25 protein-coding genes are annotated in these 25,046 nt (G+C 68.9%); 8 read left to right on the top strand and 17 right to left on the bottom strand.

Annotated elements, in window-relative coordinates:
* Window positions 1-2 precede the first annotated feature (2 nt).
* Entirely contained in the window at window positions 3-1,235 is a 1,233-nt protein-coding gene (locus PL79_RS15210) for an efflux RND transporter periplasmic adaptor subunit (protein ID WP_044844487.1), read from the bottom strand.
* A 398-nt stretch (window positions 1,236-1,633) separates the two neighbouring features.
* Here PL79_RS15210 and PL79_RS15205 point away from each other — a divergent pair, with 398 nt between their 5' ends.
* A complete protein-coding gene (locus PL79_RS15205; protein ID WP_044844488.1) occupies window positions 1,634-2,275 on the top strand; it encodes a TetR family transcriptional regulator in 642 nt (213 codons plus the stop codon).
* A 5-nt stretch (window positions 2,276-2,280) separates the two neighbouring features.
* On the opposite strand, the gene PL79_RS15200 is transcribed toward PL79_RS15205, so the two are convergent.
* Window positions 2,281-2,934, bottom strand: a complete 654-nt coding sequence (locus tag PL79_RS15200) for a cysteine hydrolase family protein (RefSeq protein ID WP_044844546.1) — start codon at window positions 2,932-2,934, stop codon at window positions 2,281-2,283.
* Window positions 2,935-3,086: 152 nt separating this feature from the next.
* Between PL79_RS15200 and PL79_RS15195 the strand changes: the two genes are divergently transcribed.
* Entirely contained in the window at window positions 3,087-4,088 is a 1,002-nt protein-coding gene (locus tag PL79_RS15195) for a helix-turn-helix domain-containing protein (protein WP_044844489.1), read from the top strand.
* Between the two features lie 73 nt (window positions 4,089-4,161).
* Here PL79_RS15195 and PL79_RS15190 read toward each other — a convergent pair whose 3' ends face one another.
* The 6 genes from PL79_RS15190 to PL79_RS15165 all read right to left on the bottom strand — a co-directional run bounded on the left by PL79_RS15190 (window position 4,162) and on the right by PL79_RS15165 (window position 9,544).
* A complete protein-coding gene (locus PL79_RS15190) occupies window positions 4,162-4,869 on the bottom strand; it encodes a CoxG family protein (protein ID WP_044844490.1) in 708 nt (235 codons plus the stop codon).
* Window positions 4,870-4,897: 28 nt separating this feature from the next.
* On the bottom strand, window positions 4,898-5,257 hold the full coding sequence (locus PL79_RS15185) for a DUF427 domain-containing protein (RefSeq protein ID WP_044844491.1): 360 nt from the start codon (window positions 5,255-5,257) through the stop codon (window positions 4,898-4,900).
* Window positions 5,258-5,395: 138 nt separating this feature from the next.
* Window positions 5,396-5,833, bottom strand: a complete 438-nt coding sequence (locus tag PL79_RS15180; protein ID WP_044844492.1) for a carboxypeptidase-like regulatory domain-containing protein — start codon at window positions 5,831-5,833, stop codon at window positions 5,396-5,398.
* 93 nt (window positions 5,834-5,926) lie between these two features.
* On the bottom strand, window positions 5,927-7,411 hold the full coding sequence (locus tag PL79_RS15175; RefSeq protein WP_044844493.1) for a DegQ family serine endoprotease: 1,485 nt from the start codon (window positions 7,409-7,411) through the stop codon (window positions 5,927-5,929).
* A 120-nt stretch (window positions 7,412-7,531) separates the two neighbouring features.
* Window positions 7,532-8,878, bottom strand: coding sequence for an ATP-binding protein (locus PL79_RS15170; protein WP_044844494.1), 1,347 nt, complete (start codon window positions 8,876-8,878; stop codon window positions 7,532-7,534).
* 3 nt (window positions 8,879-8,881) lie between these two features.
* The gene (locus PL79_RS15165) at window positions 8,882-9,544 is read right to left on the bottom strand and encodes a response regulator (RefSeq protein ID WP_044844495.1); all 663 of its coding nucleotides are present in this window, start codon (window positions 9,542-9,544) and stop codon (window positions 8,882-8,884) included.
* Window positions 9,545-9,727: 183 nt separating this feature from the next.
* On the opposite strand from PL79_RS15165, the gene dacB reads away from it, so the two are divergent.
* The 3 genes from dacB (at window position 9,728) to PL79_RS15150 (ending at window position 13,860) form a co-directional block, all read left to right on the top strand.
* Window positions 9,728-11,263 carry a D-alanyl-D-alanine carboxypeptidase/D-alanyl-D-alanine endopeptidase gene (gene dacB / locus PL79_RS15160; protein ID WP_044844496.1) on the top strand — a complete coding sequence of 512 codons (1,536 nt, stop codon included), beginning with the start codon at window positions 9,728-9,730 and terminating at the stop codon, window positions 11,261-11,263.
* Window positions 11,264-11,704: 441 nt separating this feature from the next.
* Window positions 11,705-12,619 (top strand): sterol desaturase family protein, encoded by a 915-nt coding sequence (locus PL79_RS15155; RefSeq protein ID WP_044844497.1) that lies wholly within the window; start codon window positions 11,705-11,707, stop codon window positions 12,617-12,619.
* 95 nt (window positions 12,620-12,714) lie between these two features.
* On the top strand, window positions 12,715-13,860 hold the full coding sequence (locus PL79_RS15150) for an SGNH/GDSL hydrolase family protein (protein WP_044844498.1): 1,146 nt from the start codon (window positions 12,715-12,717) through the stop codon (window positions 13,858-13,860).
* 91 nt (window positions 13,861-13,951) lie between these two features.
* Here PL79_RS15150 and PL79_RS15145 read toward each other — a convergent pair whose 3' ends face one another.
* The 6 genes from PL79_RS15145 to pyk all read right to left on the bottom strand — a co-directional run bounded on the left by PL79_RS15145 (window position 13,952) and on the right by pyk (window position 20,748).
* Window positions 13,952-14,980 carry an L-threonylcarbamoyladenylate synthase gene (locus PL79_RS15145; protein WP_044844499.1) on the bottom strand — a complete coding sequence of 343 codons (1,029 nt, stop codon included), beginning with the start codon at window positions 14,978-14,980 and terminating at the stop codon, window positions 13,952-13,954.
* 11 nt (window positions 14,981-14,991) lie between these two features.
* On the bottom strand, window positions 14,992-16,185 hold the full coding sequence (locus PL79_RS15140) for a 5-(carboxyamino)imidazole ribonucleotide synthase (RefSeq protein ID WP_044844500.1): 1,194 nt from the start codon (window positions 16,183-16,185) through the stop codon (window positions 14,992-14,994).
* A gap of 88 nt (window positions 16,186-16,273) precedes the next feature.
* On the bottom strand, window positions 16,274-16,795 hold the full coding sequence (gene purE / locus PL79_RS15135) for a 5-(carboxyamino)imidazole ribonucleotide mutase (RefSeq protein WP_044844501.1): 522 nt from the start codon (window positions 16,793-16,795) through the stop codon (window positions 16,274-16,276).
* Between the two features lie 17 nt (window positions 16,796-16,812).
* On the bottom strand, window positions 16,813-17,703 hold the full coding sequence (locus PL79_RS15130; RefSeq protein WP_044844502.1) for a phosphoribosylaminoimidazolesuccinocarboxamide synthase: 891 nt from the start codon (window positions 17,701-17,703) through the stop codon (window positions 16,813-16,815).
* A 231-nt stretch (window positions 17,704-17,934) separates the two neighbouring features.
* Window positions 17,935-18,999, bottom strand: a complete 1,065-nt coding sequence (fba, locus tag PL79_RS15125) for a class II fructose-bisphosphate aldolase (RefSeq protein ID WP_044844503.1) — start codon at window positions 18,997-18,999, stop codon at window positions 17,935-17,937.
* Window positions 19,000-19,311: 312 nt separating this feature from the next.
* Entirely contained in the window at window positions 19,312-20,748 is a 1,437-nt protein-coding gene (gene pyk / locus PL79_RS15120) for a pyruvate kinase (protein ID WP_044844504.1), read from the bottom strand.
* Between pyk and PL79_RS36895 the strand changes: the two genes are divergently transcribed.
* The gene (locus PL79_RS36895) at window positions 20,747-20,875 is read left to right on the top strand and encodes a hypothetical protein (RefSeq protein ID WP_257773798.1); all 129 of its coding nucleotides are present in this window, start codon (window positions 20,747-20,749) and stop codon (window positions 20,873-20,875) included. The two genes, pyk and PL79_RS36895, sit on opposite strands and share 2 nt — an antisense overlap.
* Before the next feature lie 157 nt (window positions 20,876-21,032).
* On the opposite strand, the gene PL79_RS15115 is transcribed toward PL79_RS36895, so the two are convergent.
* The 3 genes from PL79_RS15115 to PL79_RS15105 form a co-directional block, all read right to left on the bottom strand.
* Window positions 21,033-22,229 (bottom strand): phosphoglycerate kinase, encoded by a 1,197-nt coding sequence (locus PL79_RS15115; protein ID WP_044844505.1) that lies wholly within the window; start codon window positions 22,227-22,229, stop codon window positions 21,033-21,035.
* 279 nt (window positions 22,230-22,508) lie between these two features.
* The gene (locus PL79_RS15110; protein ID WP_044844506.1) at window positions 22,509-22,832 is read right to left on the bottom strand and encodes an AzlD domain-containing protein; all 324 of its coding nucleotides are present in this window, start codon (window positions 22,830-22,832) and stop codon (window positions 22,509-22,511) included.
* A complete protein-coding gene (locus PL79_RS15105; protein WP_044844507.1) occupies window positions 22,829-23,584 on the bottom strand; it encodes an AzlC family ABC transporter permease in 756 nt (251 codons plus the stop codon). The genes PL79_RS15110 and PL79_RS15105 overlap by 4 nt, the downstream gene beginning before the upstream one ends.
* 207 nt (window positions 23,585-23,791) lie before the next feature.
* Between PL79_RS15105 and PL79_RS15100 the strand changes: the two genes are divergently transcribed.
* Entirely contained in the window at window positions 23,792-24,715 is a 924-nt protein-coding gene (locus PL79_RS15100) for a branched-chain amino acid transaminase (RefSeq protein ID WP_044844508.1), read from the top strand.
* A gap of 50 nt (window positions 24,716-24,765) precedes the next feature.
* Window positions 24,766-24,960, top strand: a complete 195-nt coding sequence (locus PL79_RS15095; RefSeq protein ID WP_006749970.1) for a zinc-finger domain-containing protein — start codon at window positions 24,766-24,768, stop codon at window positions 24,958-24,960.
* Window positions 24,961-25,046: the final 86 nt, after the last annotated feature.

The raw sequence follows: 25,046 nt of genomic DNA, 5'->3' as shown, positions 1-25,046 counted from the left end.
TGTTATTGCGCGCTCGAAGCAGCGGCGGCGGCGCCGGAACCGGCGGCAGCCGGCGCGGCGGTGGCAGCGGCGACACCCGATGCGGCACCGGCCGCCGGTGCGAGTTGTGCCTCCACCGACTTCACGGTCGCGCCCGGACGCACCTTCTCGCCCCCCTGCACGATCACGTGGTCGCCCGCCTGCAGACCGCCTTCGACGATCCAGTCCTGGCCGCGCATGCCCGCCGTCTTCAGCGGACGCGGCTCGACCTTGTTGCTCGCGTTCACCACCATCGCGATCGCCTGGCCCTTCTGGTCATGCGTGACGCCGATCTGCGGCACCAGGAACGCGTTCTCGTTCACACCTTCCTCGATCCGTGCGCGCACGAACATCCCCGGCAGCAGCACGCGGCCCGGGTTCGGGAAGACCGCGCGGATCGTCACCGAGCCGGTGGCCTGGTCGACCGTCACGTCGGAGAACTGCAGCTTGCCGGCTTCGGAGTACGTCTTGCCGTCTTCCAGGATCAGCGACACCTTCGCCGCGCCCGGGCCGCTCGTCTTCAGGCGGCCGCTCTGCACGTCCTGGCGCAGCTTCAGCCCGTCGAGGCTCGACTGCGTCAGGTCGACATAGACCGGATCGAGCTGCTGCACCGTCGACATCAGCGTCGCCTGGCTCGCCTGCACGTACGCGCCCGGCGTCACCTGCGAAATGCCGACGCGGCCGGTGATCGGCGAGACCACATCCGTGTAGCCGAGATTGATCTGCGCGGTGTCGACCGCCGCCTTGCCGGCCGCGACGTCCGCCGCGGCCTGCCCTTGGGTGGCCACCGCGTTGTCGTAGTCCTGCTTGCTGACCGCGTTCGCGGCCACCAGCACCTTGTAGCGCGCGACCAGCGCGTTCTGCGTGACGAGGTTCGCCTGCGCCTTCGCGAGCGTCGCCTTCGCGCTGTTCAATGCAGCGAGGTACGGCGCCGGATCGATCTTGTACAGACGCTGGCCGGCCTTGACGTCGGTGCCTTCGGTGAATTCACGGCGCAGCACGATGCCGTCGACCCGCGCGCGGACCTGCGCGACGAGGAATGCGCTGGTACGGCCCGGCAGTTCGCTGTAGACCGGCACGGCTTGCGGCTGGACGGTGACGACGCCGACTTCCGGCGTTTGCGGCGGCGGTGCCGATTCTTTTTTTCCGCATGCAGCCAGGAAAACCGCGGCTGCCGCGACAGTGATCAAGCGGTATGGAACCCGTTCGACGCGCATGGAGCGACCTCTGTGTGTAACCAATGGAATGAGTGCGGCGCACGGACGGAGCGCCACACGGATGCGCCTCGCGGCGCAGATCGAACACCTGAATTACTGGACTACTGGATACAGCAAGTCGGCACGAGACCTCCATGCCGACGAGATGCCGCGAACTGCGGACTGGTACTTTGGCGGGAATCAGCAGAGTGGGATATTAACTGATTGCCACTTTGGTCATTCGATCGTAGGGTGGTATTGTATATACATTCACGAATGTATGTAAAAAGCCCGCTCGTCCGTCGCCAACCGCCAAGTCTTACGAATTATTACCAGTCGCAAGCATAGCCCGTCCGCACAGCCGCGACGAGGGTTACGGACCCTATATTCACCTACGATCGATCCATTCAGGCCTGCACATGGTCAGACGCACCAAGGAGGAGGCGCTCGAGACGCGCAACCGCATTCTCGACGCCGCCGAACATGTGTTCTTCGAGAAGGGCGTGTCGCACACGTCGCTCGCGGACATCGCCCATCACGCCGGCGTGACGCGCGGCGCGATCTACTGGCATTTCGCGAACAAGAGCGAGCTGTTCGACGCGATGTTCGACCGCGTGTTCCTGCCGATCGACGAACTCAAGCGGATGCCGCTCGATGCGCCCGGCGGCAATCCGCTGGATAAGATCCGCAAGATCCTGATCTGGTGCCTGCTCGGCGTGCAGCGCGACTCGCAGTTGCGGCGCGTGTTCAGCATCCTGTTCATGAAGTGCGAGTACGTCGCGGACATGGAACCGCTGCTGCAGCGCAACCGCGCGGGGATGAGCGAGGCGCTGCACGCGATCGATGCCGATCTCGCGGGCGCCGTGCGGCTCAAGCTGCTGCCCGAGCGGCTCGACACATGGCGCGCGACGCTGATGCTGCACACGCTCGTCAGCGGTTTCGTGCGCGACATGCTGATGCTGCCCGACGAGATCGACGCCGAGCAGCATGCGGAACAGCTCGTCGACGGCTGCTTCGACATGATGCGTTACAGCCCGGCGATGCTGAAGACGGGCGACTGACCGGCTCAGGCCGCCTTCGCGCGTTGCGCGCGGGCCCGCCGGTTCGACGCGGCCACCGAATCGCGCGTCGGCATCGCCGCGCCGCCGAGTCCCGCGATCCATGCGTCGGTCGACATCACGGCCGCGAAATTCGACTGGAACACCACCGTGTACGCGCGGTGAATCTCTTCGGCGCTCGCCGCGCCCGCTTCGTTCTCGTACGGCAACGCGCCGGTCGCGTCCGCCAGGTATTCGACGGCGAGCCCCGCGTGGGCCGCGTGATAGACCGTCGACGCATTGCAGTTGTGCGTCATGTAGCCGACGACCGCGAGCGTATCGATGCCGTGCGCGTCGAGCCACGCGGCGAGATCGGTGCCGGCGAACGAACTGGCCTGCGCCTTCACGATGAGGTGCGCATACGGCCGGTCGGCGACGACCGGATGCAGCGCGACACCGTCGGTGCCCGGTGCGAAGATCGGCGCGCCCGCCGGCGCGACGTGCTGGACGACGATCACCGGCACGCCGGCCGCGTGCGCGGCGTCGATCGCGCGGCCGATGTTCGCCAGCGACGCGTCGACGGGCGGATATTCGATCGGCAGGTTGCCCGTCACGTATTCGTTCTGGACATCGATCACGATCAGGGCACGGCGGGAAGCGGAAGACGATACGGCGTTCGACATGGCAGGCTCCGGGTTCGGCCGCGCCGCCCCGCTCCGGAACGGGGCGGACAGCAGCGCGATGCGATGCATTGTCGGATTGCATCGCGCCGGCGGACAGTGGCCCGATAGCCATTCTTCGATAGAATCGGGCCATCGCCACCCCGGAGCCCGTCATGCGCGCCGCTGCGTCGTTCGTTGCCCCCGCCCCGACCGTCGTCGCCGTGATCGCGTACGACGGCATCAGCCCGTTCCACCTGTCGGTGCCGTCCGTCGTGTTCGGCAAGGAGCGCGATGCGGCCGCGATGCCCGCGTTCGAGTGCCGCGTGTGCTCGGCCGAGCGCGGCCCGCTGTCGACGACGGGCGGCTTCACGATCACCGCGCCGTACGGGCTCGACGCGCTCGACGACGCGGACATCGTCATCGTGCCGGCATGGCGCGATCCCGACGAAGCGCCGCCGGACGTGCTGGTCGATGCGGTACGCGCGGCCGCCGCGCGCGGCGCGCAGGTGGTCGGCCTGTGCCTCGGCGCGTACGTGCTCGCCGCGGCCGGGCTGCTCGACGGGCGCCCCGCCACGACACACTGGGCGTGGGCCGACGACTTCGCGCAGCGCTTTCCGCACGTGAAGCTCGACCCCGACGTGCTGTACGTCGACGACGGCAACCTGATGACGTCGGCCGGCACGGCCGCGGGGCTCGACTGCTGCCTGCACGTCGTGCGGCGGCGCTTCGGCTCGGACGCCGCGAACCGGATCGCGCGGCGTCTCGTGATCCCGCCGCACCGCCAGGGCGGCCAGGCGCAATACGTGCCGCAGCCGGTCGCCGCGCATCCGCGCGACGCGCGCCTCGCGGGCCTGCTCGACTGGGTGCGCGCGCATCTCGACGTCGCGCACAGTGTGGATTCGCTCGCCGAACGCGTGCTGATGAGCCGGCGCACCTTCACGCGCCACTTCCGCCAGGCGACGGGTACGACCGTCACCGCGTGGCTGCAGGCCGAGCGGCTCACGCGTGCGCAGCATCTGCTGGAAACCACCGGACAATCGATCGACGCGATCGCGCAGGCGGCCGGCTACGGCTCGAGCGTGTCGCTGCGCCAGCATTTCGCGGGCGCGCTCGGCACGTCGCCGTCGGCATATCGGAAGGAATTTCGGGGCGCCGGGCCCGACGCCCGACGCTAGCGGCGGCCGCGCCGCCGACGAACGGCCGGCGATCGGCCGGACAATGAGGCAGCGCGGCGGCGCGCGCAGGCGCTCAGGTGCCGTTGATCCAGCGCGCCGCGTACAGCAGCAGCGCCACGAACACGACGATCGCGGCCCACGCCCAGACGGGCAGCGGGCCCGATTCGCGATGATGCACGGCGCTCGCGGCGCGGCCGCCGAGCGCGCCGCCGAGGTGCGGCAGCGGACGCTTCGCCGCGGCCATCAGCGACGCCGGCCGCAGGAACACGTGCTGGCGACGCTGCGGGCTCGAGCGCGCGCGGTTCGGCACGAGACCGTGCTTCGCCTGCACGACCGCGCAGAATTCGCGGAAGAAATCGTCCGTCCACTCGTGCAGCGCGTTCTCGATCTGCCGCGCCGGCAGTTCGGCGAGCGGCCCGCTCGCCGTCGCCCACACCACGTATTCGATGCACGTCGCGGCCGTGTCGTCATCGTCCGGCCGCAGCACCAGCTCGACCTGCCCGCGCAGCGCGCCGAGGCCGTCGGCCCGCGCCTTGAAGTTGAGCACGCGGCACGGCTGCCCTTCCGCGTCGCCCTGCTCGCTCGCCGAATGCGCACGCACGTCGTAGCGCGCGCGCAGCGGGCCGAGCGGCACCGTGATGGTCAGCGCGAACTCGCCGCGCGCGAGCTTCACGAACGATTCGCAATGATCGAAGCTCGCCCGCAGCAGCGCGAGATCCTCGAGCGCCGCCCGCACGACGGCCGGCGCGAGCGGTACGCGTAACGTGTCGTTCAGTTCCATGATGCCTCCCCGATGAACACGCGCCGCATCAGGACGTCTCGACGAGACTGTCGACCCGTGCGACGTCGAAGGCGACGTAGTGCGCAAGCGCGGACGCAGTCGCCCCCGGTTCCTCGTAACTCCATGCGGCGTTCTCGATCACGCCGTCTTCGGTCTGCAGGTCGAAATACACGGCCCGGCCCCTCAGCGGACAGTCCGTCGTGACGCTCGACTTCACGAGCCGGTGCATGTTCACGTCGCCGCGCGGCAGGTAATGGATATCCGGCAGGCCCGTTTCGCGCACGGTCAGCGCGCCGTGCGAATCGGCATACGTGATGCCGCGATGGATCACGCGCACGCGATGGCGGTTCGGCACGATTTCGAGGCGAGGGTCGGCGGCATCGGACATCGTTTCTCCTCCGGGCGGCGGTCCCGGCGCGCAAGCCGCGGGCCGGAAACGAAAAAGCCACGGCACAAGTGCCGTGGCCTTCATTATGGGCGAAACTGGGCCCGATTGCGCGGCCCGGCCGGGCCTGCGCGCGACGCGCTACTGCGCACTCCACTGGAACGCGACCTTCGCGCCGCCCTTCGCGCCGACCGTGACCGCGCGCGATTCGTCGCTGCCCTGGTACGACGCGTGCACGGTGTAGCGCCCCGGCGGCAGCTTCACGAGCATGTAGGGCCCGCGCGCGTCCGTCGTCAGCAGCTCGGTGCCCTTGCCGTCGACGATCCGCACATGGACGTCGGCCAGGTATTCGCCGCCCTTGCCGGTGAACCGCAGCGCCAGCGGCCACGCCGCCTCGTTGCTCTCGAATGCCGTCGATTGATCCTTGCCGATGCCGCCCGACACGTAGCTGACATCGCCCTGCTGGCTCGCCGCGGGCAAGCCGTCCGATTGCGCGTACGCGCCGGGCGCGGCGGCGGCGAAGCCGGCGGCCAGCGCCGCCGCGACGGCAAATCGGGACACGTTGCGTAGATATTGCATGGCTCCCTCCTTTCGGGTCGGAACACAGCACCACGGGCCGAACGCCGGCGACGCCCGCCGGGGCCGGCCACGCCGGCCCGCAACGGCCGCCGGTCAGCTCAGGTCGACCGGCACGAAGATCTGTGCATTATCCCGCTGGATCAGGAGAGCAAGACTGTTGCCTGCTCCCTTGACCGCGTCGCGCAACTGCTCGGGGCTCGTGACCGGGCGGCCGTTGACCGCGAGGATCACGTCGCCGGGCTGGATGCCCGCGCTGGCTGCCGGGCCGCCGGCCTGCTGCACGATGAGCCCGTGCGACAGGTTGGCGGCACTGCGCTCCTGCGGCGTGAGCGGGCGCACCGCGACGCCGAGGCGCCCCTGCTCGACCGGGCCGCCGTCGTTCGATGCCAGCTTCGCGTCGGTCATCGCGCCGAGCGTCACGCTGATCGACTTCGTCGACTTGTCGCGCCACACCTGCAGGTCGGCCTTCGAGCCCGGCTTCAGGTTCGCGATCTGCGCGGGCAGCGACGTGGAGTCGGCCACCGGCGAGCCGTTGACCGCGAGGATCACGTCGCCCGGCTGCAGGCCGGCCTTCGCGGCCGGGCCATTCGGGTCGACCGAGCTGACGAGCGCGCCGTCCGGCTTCTGCAGCCCGAACGAGCTCGCGAGCGTCTGGTTCAGCCCCTGCACGGCGACGCCGAGGCGGCCGCGGCTCACGTGGCCGGTCTTCACGAGCTCGTCCTTGACCTTGATCGCCTCGTTGATCGGGATCGCGAACGACAGGCCCTGGAAGCCGCCCGTCTGCGAGTAGATCATCGAGTTGATGCCGATCACCTCGCCCTGCAGGTTGAACAGCGGGCCGCCCGAGTTGCCGGGGTTCACCGGCACGTCGGTCTGGATGAACGGCGTGTAGTTCTCGTCGGGCAGCGCACGCGATTTCGCGCTGATGATGCCGGACGTGACCGTATTGTCGAAGCCATACGGCGAACCGATCGCGACGACCCACTGGCCGACCTTGCTCTGTGCCGGGTCGCCGATCTTCACGGTCGGCAGGCCGCTCGCGTCGATCTTCAGCACCGCCACGTCGGACTGCTTGTCGGCGCCGACGACCTTCGCCTTGTACTCGCGCTTGTCGGTCAGCTTGACCGTGACGACATTCGCGCCGTCGATCACGTGCGCATTGGTGAGGATGTACCCGTCCGAGCTGACGATGAATCCCGACCCGAGGCTCGCGCTCGGCTGGTCGTCCGGCTGCGTGTCGCCGCCCATGCCCGGCACCTGGCCGTAGAAGTGCTTGAAGAACTGGTAGAACGGATCGCTCGGATCCATCGGCAGCTGCGGCTGCGGCACGCGCCGCGACACCTGCTTCACGACGTGCTTCGCGCTGATGTTCACGACCGCCGGGCCGTAGGTTTCGACCAGCCCGGAGAAATCGGGAATGCCGGTCTTCGCCGCGGCCTCGGCCGGCATCAGCGCGGCGGCCTGCGCGGGCGTGATGATCTGCGGATCGGCGCGGCGGGTGCCCGCGACATAGCCGGCGGACAGGGCGGCCGCCACGGCGACCGCGACGGCGCCGCGCGCAAGGAATCGGGTGTTCATCGTAGGACCTCCTCGTTGTTAGGACGCAGCGTAACGACGCTGACTTAAAGGAGGCTTAATCGACCTTAAGCGGGGCTTAGGCCGCCGCTACCGCGCGGCGCCCGCGCGGTGTGCCGTTCGTCATACGGATTCGGACGCCTGCGGCGCCGGCTGCGGCAGCCCGGCATCACGGAACACGACGCTCACGAGCAGGCCGCCCGCGGCCGCGTCGCCGAGCGTCACGGTCGCGCCCTGCTGAGCCGCCACGCGCTTGACGATCGCGAGCCCCAGCCCGCTGCCCGACACGTCGGCCCGCGCCCGCGCGGAGCTGTCGCGGTAGAAGCGGTCGAACACGCGCTCGCGCTCTTCGGCCGGGATGCCGGGGCCGCTGTCGCCGATCTGCACGCACGCGCGGCCTGCCGCGTCGCGCGTCAGCGACACGTCGATGCGGCCGCCGTCCGGCGTGTACTTCACCGCGTTGTCGAGCAGGTTGCCGAACATCACGCGCAGCGCGCCGACGTCCGCGACGACGGTCGCCGCGCGCGTCTCCTCGAAGCCGAGATCGATGCTGTGCCGTTGCGCGAGCGGTGCATGCGCGGCCACGCATTCGACCAGCAGCGCCTGCAGGTCGACCGGCTCGCGCATCGTCGCGCCGTCCGGTTCGGCGCGCGCCAGCGCGAGCAATTGCTCGGCGAGGCGCGTCGCGCGCGTGACGCCGTCCTGCAGATCGGCGAGCGCCTCGCGGCGCGACGTGTCGTCCTTCGCGCGCGCGACGAGCTGCGCCTGGATCTGCACGGCCGCGAGCGGCGTGCGCAGCTCGTGCGCGGCGTCGGCGACGAAGGCTTTCTGCGTGTCGAGCGCGGCCGCGAGCCGCGCGAGCAGCCCGTTCAGCGCGCGCACGAGCGGCTGCACCTCGAGCGGCAGGCGCGCATCGGGCAACGGATCGAGCGCTTCCGGCCGGCGCGCCTCGACCGCGCGCGTGAGGCGCTCGAGCGGCGCGAGCCCTTGCCCGACGATCATCCAGACCGCCGCGCCGAGAAACGGCAGCAGCACGATCAGCGGCCACAGCGTGCGCAGCGCGACGTTCGCCGCGAGCCGGTTGCGCACCGACAGCGGCTGCGCGAGCTGCACGACGTTGTCGCCGACGATCGCGCCGTACACGCGCCATTCGCCGCGATCGGTGCGCTCGGTCGAGAAGCCGAGTTCCGCGCGCGGCGCGATCGGCGCGCGCGGATGCGAGAAGTACATCAGCACGCCGTTGCGGTTCCAGATCTGGATCACGATGCCTTCGTCGCCGTTGGTGCGCGAACCGAACACCTGTGAAAACGGCTCGGACGGCAGCGCCGCGGCGATTTCCTGCAGCTGGTAGTCGAACAGCTCGTTCGCTTCGGCGAGCGCCTGCCGGTAGATCAGCCAGCCCGCGGCGCCCACGCCCGCGACGACGATCGCGAGCAGCCAGATCAGTAGTTGATGACGAATCGACCGCACGCGTCAGCTTTCCTTGACGACCATGTAGCCGAGCCCGCGCACGTTGCGGATCAGGTCCGAGCCGAGCTTCTTGCGCAGCGCGTGGATGTAGACCTCGACCGTGTTGCTGCCGATCTCCTCGCCCCAGCCGTACATCTTTTCCTCGAGCTGGCTTTTCGACAGCACCGCGCCGGGCCGCGCGAGCAGCGCCTCGAGCAGCGCGAACTCGCGCGCGGACAGCGCGACGGGCGCGCCGTCGAGCGTCACCTGATGCGACGCGGGATCGAGCGTCAGCGCGCCGTGGCGGATCAGCGACTCGCTGCGCCCCGCCTGGCGGCGGATCAGCGCGCGCATCCGCGCGCCCAGTTCGTCGAGGTCGAACGGCTTGACGAGGTAGTCGTCGGCGCCCGCGTCGAGCCCCTTCACGCGATCGGCCACCGCATCGCGCGCGGTGACGATCAGCACCGGCAGCGACTGCCCGCGCGCACGCAGCGTGCGCAGCACGTCGATGCCGTCGCGCTTCGGCAGGCCGAGGTCGAGCAGCAGCAGGTCGTACGTCTCGCCGCCGAGCGCCGTGAGCGCGGCGTCGCCGTCCTGCACCCAGTCGACCGCGAAGCCGTCGGCGCGCAACGCCTTGCGTACGCCCTCGGCGATCATTCGATCGTCTTCAACAAGCAGAATCCGCATCGGAACCGGAACCCATCTGACGAGTAAGACATGGCGACCATTGTAGCGCCGCGAATCGCGTGCGCCGCCTGCAATGCAACAGAAAGGCGGATTGCAAGGGGCGTGTGCGCACTTGTCTCTACAATGTGCGCTCCGGCGCCGCGCGCGCCCTGCCCGAGCCCGATGCTTTTCCCGTATTCGCCCATGCCGATTTCCGATTTTTCCGCCCGGTTCGCCCCCCGCGCCCGCCCCTTCCTGCGGGCGGCCGCCGTCGTCGCCACCTGCACGGCCCTTGCGTTCGCACCGTCCGCCCAGGCCCGCAAGAAGTCCCACAAGGAAGCGCGCAAGACCGCCGTGGTGTCGCCCGCCGCGCGGGCGGCCGGCCTGCCGGCGTCCGTGCTCGTCGCACTGCAGCGCGCGAAGGTGCCTGCCTCGGCGATGAGCGTCGTCGTCGAGCGCGTCGGCGATCCCGAGCCGCTGATCGCGTGGAACGCGAGCCGGCCGATGATGCCGGCGTCGACGATGAAGCTCGTCACGACCTTCTCGGGGCTGTCGATCCTCGGCCCCGACTTCCGCTGGCGCACCACCGCGTATGCGGACGGCCCGGTCGATCCGGACGGCACGCTGCAGGGCAACCTCTACATCAAGGGCACCGGCGATCCGAAGCTCGTACCCGAGGAACTGATCGACCTCGTCGACAAGTTGCGCAAGGCCGGCATCAAGCGCGTGGCCGGCGGCCTCGTGCTCGACAAGAGCTATTTCGCCGCGTCGACACGCGACCTGCCGTCGTTCGACGACGACGTGAGCGCGCCGTACAACGTCGGCCCCGATCCGCTGCTGTATGCGTTCAAGGCCGTATCGTTCACGGTGACGCCGGGCGACGACGGCAAGATCGCCGTCGACGTGCTGCCGCCGCTCGCGAACCTGTCGATCGACAACCAGCTGGTCGAAGGCACCGGGTCGTGCGGCGCGGCGGCCGCGGCCGCGCGTCCGACGTTGTCGGCCGGCGGCGGCGGCATCATGACCGCCTCGTTCGCCGGCGACTATCCGCTGCGCTGCGGCGCGCACACCACGAACCTCGCGATCCTCGATCACACGACGTTCTTCGCACGCGGCTTCCTCGCGCTGTGGCAGCAGGACGGCGGCACGATCGCGGGCCCCGTCAGCGAAGGCAAGGTGCCGACCACCGCACGGCCGCTCGCGGTCCATCACAGCCCCGTGCTCGGCAGCATCGTCTACGACATCAACAAGTTCAGCAACAACGTGATGGCGCGCAACCTGTTCCTGACGATCGGCGCGGTCGCCGGCAAGCCGCCCGCGACGCCCGAGCAGTCGAGCCGCGCGATTCGCGCGTTCCTGCAGAAGAGCGGGATCGCGATGCCCGACCTCGACCTCGAGAACGGCTCGGGCCTGTCGCGCGAAGAACAGGTGAGCGCGCAGTCGCTCGCCGCGCTGCTGCAGGCCGCGAACGCAAGCCCCGTCGCGCAGGCGTTCATCGATTCGCTGCCGATCGCCGGCATCGACGGCACGATGAAGAACCGTCTCACCAACGCGGGCGTGCTCGGCAACGCGCACATCAAGACCGGCACGCTGCGCGACGTGCGCGCGATCGCGGGCTACGTCGCGGGCGCCGACGGCCAGAGCTACGTCGTCGTCAGCTTCATCAACGACGATCGCGCCGAAGGCGCGCGTGCCGCGCACGACACGCTGCTCGAATGGATCTACGCGGGCGCGCACTGACGACGCACGCGCCGCGACGCGGCGCACGCATGCCGCGCTGCCGGCTTGCGTCGATCGCGGGCGGCGCCACATGTCGGGGCGCCCCGCACCCCGGGCGTTCTCGCCGCGCGGTTTGAAACGGTCCCGGCCGCCGGCGCGCCGCGCAGCGCCCGCCAGCCGTGCCCATGAAACGGGGCCGCACCGCGCGGCCCCGTTCCGCATGGATTCCGTAGAAACCCTGTCCTCAAGAAAACGCCGGGCCGCCCCCAGGTTTTCCGCCCCGCAGGACGCCCCCTCGGCGGCCTGGCGCGAAGCGACCGGTTTGGGCCGCTCAGAGGGAACCCTCTACGCTGCCCCCTCGCCTAGCGCGTGCCGATTGCGTAGGCTGTTGGCCTGACCGATATCTACAACGGGCCATACGCCCGGCCTCACGGCTTGCAGGGGAAAGGAGGAGACACGTCCATGCGATTCGACGTCGAATTGCTTCTGCTCGCGCTGGCGCCCGTCTTCCTGCTCTGCATCGCGTGGGAGGCCTGGCACCTCGCCCGCACGCGCGCGCAGGATCATCTCTATGCGTGGCGCGACACGCTGTGCAATGCGGCGCTCGCGCTGATGCACCAGGCCGCCGACAAGCTCGCGTGGCTGTTCGTGATCCCCGTTTATGCGTACTGCTATGCACATTTCCGGCTGTTCACGTGGCACGACGGCTGGCTGTCGTTCGCCGTGCTGTTCGTCGGCCAGGATCTCCTCTACTACGGGTTCCATCGCGCGAGCCATCGCGTGCGCTGGCTGTGGGCCGCGCACGTCGTGCACCACTCGTCCGAGCGGTTGAATTTCTCGACCGCGTTCCGGCAGAGCCTGATGTATCCCGTCGCGGGCATGTGGGCGTTCTGGCTGCCGCTCGCGTTCCTCGGCTTTCCGCCGCAGCAGATCGTCGGCGTCGTGCTGATCAACCTCGCGTTCCAGTTCTTCGTGCATACGCAGGCGATCGGCAAGCTCGGCTGGCTCGAATACGTGCTCAACACGCCGTCGATCCATCGCGCGCACCATGCACGCAACCCGCGCTACATCGACCGCAATTACGCAGGTGTGCTCGTGATCTGGGATCGCCTGTTCGGCAGCTACGTCGAGGAGTCGACCGACGATCCGCCGCAATTCGGAATCGTCGAGCCGCTCGGCTCGAACAACCCGCTCGTCGCGACGTTTCACGAGTGGGTGTCGATGGCGGCCGACGCGTTGCGCGTCCATGGATGGCGCAACAAGCTGCGCGCGATTTTCGGCCCGCCCGAATGGGCGAGCGCTTATCATGCGCAGATCGCCGAGGCCGCAAACCACGATCCGCGCACCACGCCGCTCGCGGCCGCGCGCGACCAATAAACCGCTTCAGCCAACGGCCGCCGCGCAGCCAGTACCTGAGGAGACGCGCGGCAGATGAGAAATACATCGGGCCATATCTACGAGGAGATCGAACGATGCAGTCACAACGACAATTCCCGTCGCGCAACCGTCAACGCCTGCTGCGCACCGCGCAGGTCGCGATCGCGGGCGCCGCGCTCGCCCTGCTCGCCGCGTGCGGCGGCGGTGACGACAACAACAGCAGCAGCGCGTCGAACACGCCGCCGTCCGGCGTGAAAATGCAGATCGTGTCGTTCGGCGACAGCCTGTCGGACGCCGGCACCTACTCGCAGATCAAGCTCGGCTTCGGCGGCGGCCGCTTCACGACCAACCCCGGCCAGGTGTGGACCCAGGACGTCGCGCAGTACTACGGCGACACGCTGCAGCCCGCGAACCAGGGCGGCTTCGGCATTCCGCTGCAGGCGACGGGCGGCCTCGGCTATGCACAGGGCGGCTCGCGCGTGACGCTGCAGCCGGGCATCGGCCACGCGGACGCGAGCGTGCCGAACGCCGACTACGCGCAGGCGACCACGACGCCGATCGCCGATCAGGTCAAGCAGTACCTGACGCAGCACGGCAGCTTCAACGCCGGCCAGATCGTGCTGGTCAACGGCGGCGCGAACGACATCTTCTACCAGGCGCAGGTCGCGCAGGCGCAAGGCAACACGCCGGCCGCGCAACTCGCGGCGGCGCAGGCGATCGGCCTGGCCGCGCAACAGCTCGGCGGGATCGTCCAGCAGATCGTCGCGGCGGGCGCGGCGCACGTGTACGTGTCGAACGTGCCGGACATCGGCGGCACGCCGCTCGCGCTGCAGGGCGGCGCGCAGACGCAGGCCGCGTTCACGCAACTGTCGGGGCTGTTCAACCAGACGCTCGCCGGCACGCTGGCTGCGCTGAAGGTCGACACGACGAAGGTCGCGTTGCTCGACACGTTCACGTGGCAGGACGGCATCGCGGCCAACTACCAGGCGAACGGCTTCAGCGTGTCGAACACCGACACCGCGTGCAACCTGAAGGCGATGGTCGCCGCAGCGACGCAGTACGGCGTCGCGAACCCATCGGCATTCGGCCAGTCGCTGTTCTGCTCGCCGCAGACCTACACGACCGCCAACGCGGACCAGACCTACATGTTCGCCGACATGGTCCACCCGACGACGCGCCTGCACGCGCTGTTCGCACAGTTCGTGGAGAAGCAGATCGCGGCTTCGGGCGTCGGCAAATAAGCCGCCCGCCACGCGCGCAAACAAGAACGCCCGACCGGTTCGCCGGTCGGGCGTTATTTCATTCCGGAGCGGACGGCGTCGGAAAGCCGCGTCAGTCGCGCGCTTCGAACGCCGCGGCCGCACGACCGAGACGATCGTTGACCGCGATCCACTCGACGGTCTCGGGCAGCTTCTCGACGAGAATGCGGGCGACCTGCGCCCGATCGAGCGCGCGCAGCATCCCGTACAGATCGCGCGCATACGCCTGCGGATCTTCCGGCGCCGCGACGAAATGCACGCCGTCGGCCTGCGCCCAGCGTCCCGCGCGCGACGCGCGCGCGACGAGCGCGACGCGTTCGCCGTCGGTCTGCGCGGCCGCGAGCAGCGGCTCGAGCGCGTCGAACGGCAGCAGCGCGAGCGGCGTGCGCGGCGCGTAATGCGCCTTCAGCGTGCCGGACGCACGCGGCGCGGTCGCATCGCTGCCGTCGGGCAGGCGCGGCGCGCGGCCGAGCACGTCGGCGATCTGCTGCGGCGTCACGTGGCCCGGGCGCAGCAGCGCCGGAAAGCCGCGCGACAGGTCGAGGATCGTCGATTCGATGCCGACTTCCGACGGACCGCCGTCGAGCACGTGCACGGTGTCGCCGAATTCTTCGCGCACATGCTGAGCGGTAGTCGGGCTCACGTGGCCGAAGCGGTTCGCGGACGGCGCGGCGACGCCGCCGTGGCCGCCGCGCCGCGCGCTGAACGCGGCCAGCAGCGCCTGCGCGACCGGATGCGACGGACAGCGCAGGCCGACCGAATCCTGGCCGCCGCTCACGGCATCCGGAATGCGCGCATGACGCTTCAGGATCAGCGTCAGCGGGCCCGGCCAGAATGCATCGATCAGCGCCTGTGCATCGGCCGGCAGGTCGTCGGCCCAGTAGCCCGGGTCGCCGCCGGGCGGCAGATGCACGATCACCGGGTGGTTCGCCGGCCGCCCTTTCGCCGCATAGATGCGCGCGACGGCCTCGGGATTCGCCGCGTCGCCGCCGAGCCCGTACACGGTTTCGGTCGGGAATGCGACGAGTTGCCCCGCGTCGAGCAGCGCGGCAGCCGCGTCGATCTGCGCGGGCGTCACGGTGTTCGGGAGATCGATGGACATCGGCCGGTGCCTCAGTCGAGCGGCACGCGCAGCAGCTGCGCGCACGCGGTGGCCGCGGCAACCGCGTCGTCGCGCGTCTCGGCCGTGAAGTTCACGTGACCCATCTTGCGGCCGACGCGCGCTTCTTCCTTGCCGTACAGGTGCAGGTGCGCGGCCGGCATCGCGGCAACCGTGTCCCACGGCGGCGTGACGGCCTCGGCCGCACCGTTCGGGAACCACACGTCGCCGAGGATGTTCAGCATCGCCGCCGGCGAGTGCTGGCGCGGGTTGCCGAGCGGCATGCGCGTCATCGCGCGCACCTGCTGCTCGAACTGGCTCGTTGCGCACGCATCGACCGTGTAGTGGCCGGAGTTGTGCGGGCGCGGCGCCATTTCGTTCGCGACGAACGAGCCGTCTTCCAGCACGAAGAATTCGACGCACAGCACGCCGACGTAGCCGAGCGTATCGGCGATCCGCACGGCTGCCTGCTGCGCCTCCTCGACGCGCGCGGCATCGGCGGCCGGCGCCGGCACGACCGTCAGCGCGAGGATGCCGTTGTGATGCACGTTCTGCGCGAGCGGGAACGCGGCCGAGCGGCCGTCCGCGCCGCGCGCGATCAGCGCGGACACTTCGTATTTCAGCGGCAGGCGCTTCTCGAGCACGCACGGCACGCCGCCGAGCGACGCATGCGCGTCGCGCGCTTCCCGCGCGGTGCTCACGCGCACCTGGCCCTTGCCGTCATAGCCGAGGCGCGCCGTCTTCAGGATGCCCGGCAGCACCGCGTCGAGCGCGGCATCGTCGAGCGCGGCGAGCGCCGCCGCCGATTCGATCACGACGTGCGGCGCGACCGGCACGCCCGACGCCTCGATGAAACGCTTCTCCGCGATCCGGTCCTGTGCGACCGCGACGCAGCGGCCGGCCGGCGCGACGAACGTCGTGCGCGCGAGGAAATCGAGGCTCGCGGCCGGCACGTTCTCGAATTCCGTCGACACGGCATCGCACAGTTCGGCGAGTTCGGCGAGCGCGGCTTCGTCGTCGTAGGCCGCGCGCAGGTGACGGTCGGCGACCGCGCCGGCGGGGCTCGTCGGATCGGGATCGAGCACGGCGACGCGATAGCCCATCGACTGGGCGGCAAAGCAGAACATGCGGCCGAGCTGGCCGCCGCCGACCATGCCCAGCCACGCGCCGGGCAGGATCGGGGAAACGGAATCAGGAGTTGCGGTCATGTCAGTGGTCGGTCGCGGCGAGCAACGCCCGCCGCAGTGGGGAGGATCAGGCGGCCGCTGGCATCGCAGTGCGGCCGCCGGTGCGCCGTCACGCGAGCGGCGGCAGCACCATCGCGTGCGCGGCTTCGTTCTGGCGCACGCGGAACGCGGCGAGCCGGTTCGCGTAGTCGACCGAGTTACCGGACAGGATCGACACCGCGAACAGCGCGGCATTCGCGGCGCCGGCCTCGCCGATCGCGAACGTCGCGACCGGCACGCCCTTCGGCATCTGCACGATCGAGTGCAGCGAATCGACGCCCTTCAGGTACTTGCTCGCGACCGGTACGCCGAGCACCGGCACCGTGGTTTTCGCGGCCAGCATGCCGGGCAGGTGCGCGGCACCGCCGGCGCCCGCGATGATCGCGCGCAGCCCGCGCTCGCGCGCCTTCTCCGCGTAGTCGAACATCTCGTCGGGCATCCGGTGCGCGGACACGACCTTCGCTTCGTACGGCACGCCGAATTCCTGCAGGATCGCGACCGCGTTCTTCATCACGTCCCAGTCGGAACTCGAACCCATCAGCACGCCGACGAGCGGCGCGCTGTGCGTGTGGGCAGTCTGGACTTCACTCATTTCGTGCGTTCCTTCGTTCAGGCGAGCGGCTGGCCGGTGATGCGCTCGAGCGCTTCCTGGTACTTCGCGGCCGTCTTCTCGACGACGTCGGCCGGCAGTGCCGGTGCCGGCGCGGTCTTGCCCCACGGCTGCGCCTCGAGCCAGTCGCGCACGAACTGCTTGTCGAACGACGGCGGGTTGGTGCCGACCTGGTACTGGTCGGCCGGCCAGAAGCGCGACGAATCGGCCGTCAGCACTTCGTCCATCAGGTACAGCTTGCCGTGGTTGTCGAGGCCGAATTCGAACTTCGTGTCGGCGATGATGATGCCGCGCGTCGCCGCGTAGTCGGCTGCTTCCTTGTACAGGCGGATCGAGATGTCGCGGATCGTCGCGGCCAGCTCGGTGCCGATGCGGCGCTCGGTTTCCTCGAACGTGATGTTCTCGTCATGCTCGCCGAGCTCGGCCTTCGCGGCCGGCGTGAAGATCGGCTCGGGCAGCTTCTGCGCGTTCTGCAGGCCTTCCGGCAGCTTGACGCCGCACACGGCGCCCGACGCCTGGTATTCCTTCCAGCCGCTGCCGGCCAGGTAGCCGCGCACGACAGCCTCGATCATGATCGGCTCGAGGCGCTTGACGACCACGGCGCGGCCCTTGACCTGCTCGACCTCGTCGGCCGCGACGACCGCTTCCGGCGCGTCGCCCGTCAGGTGGTTCGGCACGATGTGCGCGAGCTTGTCGAACCAGAAATTCGCCATCTGGTTCAGCACGCGGCCCTTGTTCGGAATCGGCTCGCCCATGATCACGTCGAATGCCGACAGGCGGTCGGTCGTGACGATCAGGAGCTTGTCGTTGCCGACCGCGTAGTTGTCGCGGACCTTGCCGCGACCGAGGAGCGGCAGCGAGCGGAGCGTGGATTCGTAAAGGGTAGACATCGTCTTTTCGCAGATAAGGAGCCAAACAAAAAGGGAAACGCCGTTCCCCGCGGCAGGCGGGAACGGCGGTCTTGCAATGCGTCGGCGAACCGCCGGGAGATCACGCCCGTCGGTTGCCGGCCGGCCCTTGTTCGGCCGGACGGAACGGCTGCCGGAGCCGGATCCGATCCGGCCCCAAGGCAGTCAGCCCCGGCCCGGCGCGAAACCGGGCGGGGCAATCGTACTACAGTCTCAGCGCACGACCTGCGCGAGCGCGCCGGACTTGTACTGTTCGGCGATCTTGTCGAGCGACACCGGCTTGATCTTCGCGGCCTGGCCTTCGCAGCCGAACGCGAGGTAGCGGTCGACGCAGACCTGCTTCGCCGCTTCGCGCGCGGGCTTCAGGTAGTCGCGCGGATCGAACTTGCCCGGGTTCTCGAACAGGTAGCGGCGGATCGCGCCGGTGATCGCGAGACGCAGGTCGGTGTCGATGTTGATCTTGCGCACGCCGTGCTTGATGCCTTCCTGGATTTCCTCGACCGGCACGCCGTAGGTTTCCTTCATGTCGCCGCCGAATTCGCGGATCTCGGCCAGCAGTTCCTGCGGCACCGACGACGAACCGTGCATCACCAGGTGCGTGTTCGGGATGCGTGCGTGGATTTCCTTGATGCGCTGGATCGACAGGATGTCGCCCGTCGGCTTCTTCGAGAACTTGTACGCGCCGTGCGAGGTACCGATCGCGATCGCGAGCGCGTCGCACTGCGTGAGCTTCACGAAGTCGGCGGCCTGCTCCGGATCGGTCAGCAGCTGCTCGCGGGTCATCGTGCCTTCCGCGCCGTGGCCGTCTTCCTTGTCGCCCTTCATCGTCTCGAGCGAGCCGAGCACGCCGAGTTCGGCTTCGACCGTCACGCCGATCGAGTGCGCCATCTCGACGACCTTGCGCGACACGTCGACGTTGTATTCGTACGAGGCGACCGTCTTGCCGTCGGCTTCGAGCGAACCGTCCATCATCACGCTGGTGAAACCGCTGCGGATCGCGGCCGTGCAGACCGCCGGCGACTGGCCGTGATCCTGGTGCATCACGACCGGGATGTGCGGATACGACTCGACCGCCGCTTCGATCAGGTGGCGCAGGAACGGCTCGCCCGCGTACTTACGCGCACCGGCCGATGCCTGCATGATCACGGGCGCGCCGACCTGGTCCGCTGCCGCCATGATCGCCTGGACCTGCTCCAGGTTGTTCACGTTGAAGGCCGGCAGGCCGTAACCGTGCTCTGCCGCGTGGTCCAGCAATTGACGCATTGATACGAGAGGCATTGTGGAACTCCTTGGAATGAAAACCGGTGCGCCCTGACGCCGGCGCGGCGCTCGCTCCCCGTCGAATCCGGGGCGGCACGGCGCGGCTGAGCGTCGAATAGCCGCATTTTATCGCGAAGCGCCTCCGATTCCGACCGCCCGGTGGCGCGTACTCGCATTTTGTTACCTTCGCACGGCACAATGCGGCCAAAAAACAGAAAAAAAGCCGCGCGGGGCATCGAACCCCGCGCGGCTTTCGTCGAATAAACGGTGCCCGATCAGTTCGGGCGGCCGTCGGACCGGTCGACGGACCGGCCCGGTGCACGCCGGCGCTCAATAATGTTCGCCGACCCGCACGATCTTCAGCGTGTTGGTGCCGCCCGCCTGCCCCATCGGCTCGCCGACGGTCAGCACGACCATGTCGCCGTGCTGCACGTAGCCCTGCTTGACGACGATCTCGAGCGCCGCCTGCAGCGCCGAGTCGCGGTCGCTGTTGAAGTCGACGTGCAGCGGCGTCACGTTCCGGTACAGCGCCATCGTGCGCTCGCTGCCGACGCGCGGCGTCAGCGCGAAGATCGGCACGTGCGTGTAGTGACGCGACATCCACAGCGCGGTCGCGCCCGATTCGGTCAGCGCGACGATCGCCTTCGCACCCAGGTGATAGGCGGTAAACAACGCGCCCATCGCGATCGACTGGTCGATCCGCGTGAACGTGCGGTCGAGGAAATCCTTGTCGAGTTCGACGTGTTCCGACTTTTCCGCCTCGACGCACACGGCCGCCATCGTCTCGATCGTGACGACCGGGTACTTGCCGGCGGCCGTCTCGGCGGACAGCATCACCGCGTCGGTGCCGTCGAGCACCGCGTTCGCGACGTCCGACACTTCCGCGCGGGTCGGCACGGGCGCGTGGATCATCGATTCCATCATCTGCGTCGCGGTGATCACGAGCTTGTTCGACTCGCGCGCCATCCGGATCATGCGCTTCTGCAGCGCCGGCACGGCCGCGTTGCCGACTTCCACCGCGAGGTCGCCGCGCGCGACCATGATGCCGTCGGACGCGTCGAGGATGCTCTGCAGCGCCGGAATCGCCTCCGCGCGCTCGATCTTCGCGATCATCTTCGGCTTGATGCCGTACGGCGCGCCCGCGATGTTCGCGAGCTGGCGCGCCATTTCCATGTCAGTCGCGTTCTTCGGGAACGACACCGCGACGAGATCCGCGCCGAGCGACATCGCCGTGCGGATGTCTTCCATGTCCTTCGCGGTCAGCGCGGGCGCCGACAGGCCGCCGCCCTGGCGGTTGATCCCCTTGTTGTTCGACAGCTCGCCGCCCACCTTGACGATCGTGTGAATCTCGTCGCCGAGCACGCGCTCGACGGTCAGCACGATCAGGCCGTCGTTCAGCAGCAGCAGGTCGCCCGGCTTCAGGTCGCGCGGCAGCTCCTTGTAGTCGAGGCCGACCCGCTCGTCGTTGCCGAGCTCGCAGCCCGCGTCGAGGATGAAGGCCTGGCCCGGCACGAGCGTCGTCTTGCCGTTCTCGAACTTGCCGACGCGGATCTTCGGGCCCTGGAGGTCGGCCATGATCGCGATCTCGCGGCCGACCCTGCGGGCGGCCTCGCGCACCATCTCGGCGCGCTGGCGGTGATCGTCGGCCGTGCCGTGCGAAAAATTGAGCCGCACGACGTCGAGGCCCGCCTGCATCATCTGCAGCAGAATCTCCGGCGAACTGGAAGCCGGGCCGATCGTGGCGACTATCTTGGTGGCGCGCTGCATGAAACTCCTCATCTGGATCAAGGTGGATGCGCTGGGTGAAACGCTGCGAGAGCCGGAATCGGCGAGCCCAGCGGCGGCCGTTCCGGGGGGCGTGCCGGTGCTTGCGCCCGGCATCGCTTTGTTCTGAATCTCGTGGTGCTGCATGGCCGCGTCGCCGGCGGCCGCCGGTGCGCGCGGGGTTGAGTTCGCCCGCGCGGGCGCGCGTTTGCGCTTGCCCGCGCCGGCCGGCTGCTCCGCTTTCGCGGAGCGCGCGGCCTTCGTCACCCCTGCGCGCGCCACCACGCTCAGGCCGCCCGCGTTTCGAGCACTTCCACCGCCGGCAGCTTCTTCCCCTCGAGGAACTCGAGGAAGGCGCCGCCGCCCGTCGAGATGTAGCTGACCTGGTCGTGGATGCCGTACTTCGCGATGGCCGCGAGCGTGTCGCCGCCGCCCGCGATCGAGAACGCGGACGATTTGGCGATCGCTTCGGCGAGCGTCTTGGTGCCGTTGCCGAACTGGTCGAACTCAAACACGCCGACCGGGCCGTTCCACACGATCGTGCCGGCCTTCTCGAGCTGGCTGGCGAGCGCGCGGGCCGTATCCGGGCCGATGTCGAGGATCATGTCGTCCGCTTCGATGTCGGCGACCTGCTTCACCGTGGCTGCTGCCGTCGGCGAGAATTCCTTGGCGGTGACGACGTCGCTCGGGATCGGCACCGACGCGCCGCGCTCGCGCGCCTCGTCGATGATCGCCTTCGCCTCGGCGACGAGATCGGCTTCCGCGAGCGACTTGCCGATCGACAGGCCGGCCGCGAGCATGAACGTGTTCGCGATGCCGCCGCCGACGATCAGCTGGTCGACCTTGCCGGCCAGCGACTTGAGAATGGTCAGCTTGGTCGACACCTTGGAACCGGCGACGATCGCGACCAGCGGACGCGCCGGATTGCCGAGCGCCTTGCCGAGCGCGTCGAGTTCGGCGGCCAGCAGCGGGCCCGCGCACGCGACGGGCGCGTACTTCGCGATCCCGTGGGTGGTCGCTTCCGCGCGGTGCGCGGTGCCGAACGCGTCGTTCACGTACACGTCGCAGAGCTTCGCCATCTTCTGGGCGAGCTCGTCCGAATTCTTCTTCTCGCCCTTGTTCACGCGGCAGTTCTCGAGCAGCACGACCTGGCCCGGCGCGACGTTCACGCCGTTCTCGACCCAGTTCGAGACGAGCGGCACGTCGCGGCCGAGCAGTTCGGCGAGACGCTTCGCGACCGGCGCGAGCGAGTCTTCCGGCTTGAATTCGCCTTCGGTCGGACGACCGAGGTGCGACGTGACCATCACGGCCGCGCCGGCGTCGAGCGCGGCCTGGATGGCCGGCACGGACGCGCGCACGCGCGTGTCTTCGGTGATGTTGCCGTGATCGTCCTGCGGGACGTTCAGGTCGGCGCGGATGAACACCCGCTTGCCGGCGAGCTGGCCGGCGGCGATCAGGTCGGTAAGACGCTTGACTTGGCTCATGTTGAACAGATTGAAGTAGTGGATGGGGAAAGGGGGTTCACGCTGGACGTGCGCGGGCTGCCGCGAAAGGGCGCCGGATGCGGCCGTGGCTGGCGGTTCGCATGACGCGCACGGGTAAAAAATCTCGAACGGGCATTCTAGCCGATCCATCCGGCAGACTGACCCGTGCGGCGGCGAATTCCGCCTATTTGGGATCGCGCGTGGCCGTCGACACATTGCCGCAACGCAGCAATGTGCGCGCGCCAGCGGCCGGCCCCGGCCGGCCGGCGCGGCGATTCGTCAGAAGATCAGGCGCAGTACGGTGAAGACGAGCATCCCGACGATGATCGTACCGAGCATGCTGCGCCGCCACAAGAACCAGCCGAGGCCGGCGAGCGCCGCGTAGAACGGATGGTTGGACAGCGCGAACGACAGCCCGGCCGGCGTTTCGAGCACGTCGGGCAGCACGACCGCGACGAGCGCGGCGGCCGGCGCATAGCGCAGCGCGCGCTGGGCGCGCTCGGGCAGCACGGTGCGTTCGCCGCCGAGCAGGAACAGCGCGCGCGTGACGGCCGTGACGACCGTCATCCCGACGATCACGATCCAGATCTCGGTCGCGCTCATTCGATCTCCTTCTCGTGCACGGTTTCGGTACGGATGCGCCGCCAGTCGGCCCGTTCGACGAAGAAATCGGCCATGCTGCCGGCCGCGAGCGCGGCCAGCACCGCGATCGGCAGCGCGAGCCGGTACGGCAGGTCGAACGCGACGAGCGACACGATGCCGGCGACCGCGACGGCCGCGAGCGTCGAGCGGTTCGCGACCGCCGACACCATGATCGGGATCAGCGCGAGCGTGCCGGCCAGCTCCAGCCCCCAGCTCGCGGGAACGAAGCTCGCGAGCAGGATGCCGGCGAGCGACGACGCCTGCCACGACGCCCAGCTCGCGAGCGCCATCCCCCAGAAATACGCCTCCTTGCCCGGCACGTAGCCGTTCGCGAAGCCCTGTTTCTGGAACAGCAGGTAGATCACGTCGCCGTTGAAATAGCCGATCGCGAGGCGCCGCCACAGCGGCAGGTAGGAAAAATGGGGAGCAAGCCCGGCGCTGAAGATCACGAAGCGCAGGTTGACCATCGTGGCCGTGAGCAGGATCGTCCAGATCGGCAGCTTCGCGACGAGGAGCGGCAGCACCGCGAGCTGCGACGAGCCCGCGTAGACGAAGATCGACATCGCGCTCGCCTGCCCGAGCGTCATCACCGACTTGCTCATCGCGACGCCGGTGACGAGCCCCCAGGACAGGATCGCCATCAGGGTCGGGGAATAGTCGCGCGCGCCCTGGATCAGCGCGAAGCGGTCGGTGGCGGACAATCGAGCGAGCATGGGAAGGCGGGCCGCAGCGGGCGGTTCGTCCGGGCTCCGGCGTCTCCCGCCGGCACGGCCCGTCGTCGTTGGAATCGGTGCCGGACGATTATAGCCCCGGCCCTCGGCCGACCGACCGGCTCGACGCCAAATGACGCTAAAATATGCGTCTTTCCGGCTCAACGCTGCACACAACCCGCAGCACCTCACCGCTTCCAGGAGAATCCTATGTCAATGGCCGACCGCGACGGCAAGATCTGGATGGACGGCAAGCTGATCGACTGGCGCGACGCCAAGATCCACGTCCTGACCCATACGCTGCACTACGGCATGGGCGTCTTCGAGGGCGTGCGTGCGTACAAGACGGCCGACGGCAACACCGCGATCTTCCGTCTGCGCGAGCACACCAAACGTCTGCTGAATTCGGCGAAGATCTTCCAGATGGACGTGCCGTTCGACCGGGAAACGCTCGAAGCCGCTCAACTCGAAGTCGTGCGCGAGAACAAGCTCGAGTCGTGCTACCTGCGCCCGATCATCTGGGTCGGCTCGGAAAAGCTCGGCGTGTCGGCGAAGGGCAACACGATCCACGTCGCGATCGCCGCATGGCCGTGGGGCGCGTACCTCGGCGAGGAAGGCCTCGCGAAGGGCATCCGCGTGAAGACGTCGTCGTTCACGCGCCACCACGTGAACGTGTCGATGGTGCGCGCGAAGGCGTCGGGCTGGTACGTGAACTCGATCCTCGCGAACCAGGAAGCGACCGCCGACGGCTACGACGAAGCGCTGCTGCTCGACGTCGACGGCTACGTGTCGGAAGGCTCCGGCGAGAACTTCTTCCTGGTGAACAACGGCAAGCTGTACACGCCCGACCTGTCGTCGTGCCTCGACGGCATCACGCGCGACACGGTCATCACGCTCGCGAAGGACGCCGGCATCGAGGTGATCGAGAAGCGCATCACGCGCGACGAGGTCTACACGGCCGACGAGGCGTTCTTCACGGGCACGGCCGCCGAAGTCACGCCGATCCGCGAACTCGACAACCGCACGATCGGCAGCGGCGCGCGCGGCCCGGTCACGGAAAAGCTCCAGTCGGCGTTTTTCGATATCGTGTCGGGCAAGAACGCGAAGTACGCGCACTGGCTGACGAAGGTCTGAGTGCGCTGCGCCACCGACCGCCCCACAAAAGAGTGATAAGAGAAAGTCTCATGAGCGAAATCAAGGAAATGCCGCTGGTCGAGCTGACGGCCAAGGATCTCCCCGCCTACTGCCCGAACCCGGCCATGGCGCGCTGGAGCGCGCACCCGCGCGTGTTCATCGACGTGTCGCACGGCGAGGCGCGCTGCCCGTACTGCGGCACGCGCTACAAGCTGCGCGACGGCGAGGTGGTCAAGGGCCACTGAGCCCCGGCCGGCCGGGCCCGTGGGCCCGCCGCACGCAAGGCGGCGCAGCCGGAATCCCGGCGCGCCGCCCTTTTCCTGTTCTGACA

The sequence above is a fragment of the Burkholderia sp. USMB20 genome (assembly GCF_000949135.2).
GTDB lineage: Bacteria > Pseudomonadota > Gammaproteobacteria > Burkholderiales > Burkholderiaceae > Burkholderia.
Note: the sequence above shows the minus strand (reverse complement) of the source record. Positions and strands in the feature narration are given on the sequence as shown.

Excerpts from the sequence above, each read along its gene's own strand:
- PL79_RS36895 (WP_257773798.1), top strand. The coding sequence starts at position 20,747 with ATGAAACTCCTCATCTGGATCAAGGTGGATGCGCTGGGTGAAACGCTG.
- PL79_RS15115 (WP_044844505.1), bottom strand. The coding sequence starts at position 22,229 with ATGAGCCAAGTCAAGCGTCTTACCGACCTGATCGCCGCCGGCCAGCTC.
- PL79_RS15155 (WP_044844497.1), top strand. The coding sequence starts at position 11,705 with ATGCGATTCGACGTCGAATTGCTTCTGCTCGCGCTGGCGCCCGTCTTC.
- PL79_RS15140 (WP_044844500.1), bottom strand. The coding sequence starts at position 16,185 with ATGACCGCAACTCCTGATTCCGTTTCCCCGATCCTGCCCGGCGCGTGG.
- PL79_RS15210 (WP_044844487.1), bottom strand. The coding sequence starts at position 1,235 with ATGCGCGTCGAACGGGTTCCATACCGCTTGATCACTGTCGCGGCAGCC.
- PL79_RS15100 (WP_044844508.1), top strand. The coding sequence starts at position 23,792 with ATGTCAATGGCCGACCGCGACGGCAAGATCTGGATGGACGGCAAGCTG.
- pyk (WP_044844504.1), bottom strand. The coding sequence starts at position 20,748 with ATGCAGCGCGCCACCAAGATAGTCGCCACGATCGGCCCGGCTTCCAGT.
- PL79_RS15175 (WP_044844493.1), bottom strand. The coding sequence starts at position 7,411 with ATGAACACCCGATTCCTTGCGCGCGGCGCCGTCGCGGTCGCCGTGGCG.
- PL79_RS15130 (WP_044844502.1), bottom strand. The coding sequence starts at position 17,703 with ATGTCTACCCTTTACGAATCCACGCTCCGCTCGCTGCCGCTCCTCGGT.
- PL79_RS15105 (WP_044844507.1), bottom strand. The coding sequence starts at position 23,584 with ATGCTCGCTCGATTGTCCGCCACCGACCGCTTCGCGCTGATCCAGGGC.
- PL79_RS15185 (WP_044844491.1), bottom strand. The coding sequence starts at position 5,257 with ATGTCCGATGCCGCCGACCCTCGCCTCGAAATCGTGCCGAACCGCCAT.
- PL79_RS15200 (WP_044844546.1), bottom strand. The coding sequence starts at position 2,934 with ATGTCGAACGCCGTATCGTCTTCCGCTTCCCGCCGTGCCCTGATCGTG.
- PL79_RS15095 (WP_006749970.1), top strand. The coding sequence starts at position 24,766 with ATGAGCGAAATCAAGGAAATGCCGCTGGTCGAGCTGACGGCCAAGGAT.
- PL79_RS15110 (WP_044844506.1), bottom strand. The coding sequence starts at position 22,832 with ATGAGCGCGACCGAGATCTGGATCGTGATCGTCGGGATGACGGTCGTC.
- PL79_RS15180 (WP_044844492.1), bottom strand. The coding sequence starts at position 5,833 with ATGCAATATCTACGCAACGTGTCCCGATTTGCCGTCGCGGCGGCGCTG.
- PL79_RS15205 (WP_044844488.1), top strand. The coding sequence starts at position 1,634 with ATGGTCAGACGCACCAAGGAGGAGGCGCTCGAGACGCGCAACCGCATT.
- PL79_RS15150 (WP_044844498.1), top strand. The coding sequence starts at position 12,715 with ATGCAGTCACAACGACAATTCCCGTCGCGCAACCGTCAACGCCTGCTG.
- purE (WP_044844501.1), bottom strand. The coding sequence starts at position 16,795 with ATGAGTGAAGTCCAGACTGCCCACACGCACAGCGCGCCGCTCGTCGGC.
- PL79_RS15165 (WP_044844495.1), bottom strand. The coding sequence starts at position 9,544 with ATGCGGATTCTGCTTGTTGAAGACGATCGAATGATCGCCGAGGGCGTA.
- PL79_RS15195 (WP_044844489.1), top strand. The coding sequence starts at position 3,087 with ATGCGCGCCGCTGCGTCGTTCGTTGCCCCCGCCCCGACCGTCGTCGCC.
- PL79_RS15190 (WP_044844490.1), bottom strand. The coding sequence starts at position 4,869 with ATGGAACTGAACGACACGTTACGCGTACCGCTCGCGCCGGCCGTCGTG.
- dacB (WP_044844496.1), top strand. The coding sequence starts at position 9,728 with ATGCCGATTTCCGATTTTTCCGCCCGGTTCGCCCCCCGCGCCCGCCCC.
- PL79_RS15145 (WP_044844499.1), bottom strand. The coding sequence starts at position 14,980 with ATGTCCATCGATCTCCCGAACACCGTGACGCCCGCGCAGATCGACGCG.
- fba (WP_044844503.1), bottom strand. The coding sequence starts at position 18,999 with ATGCCTCTCGTATCAATGCGTCAATTGCTGGACCACGCGGCAGAGCAC.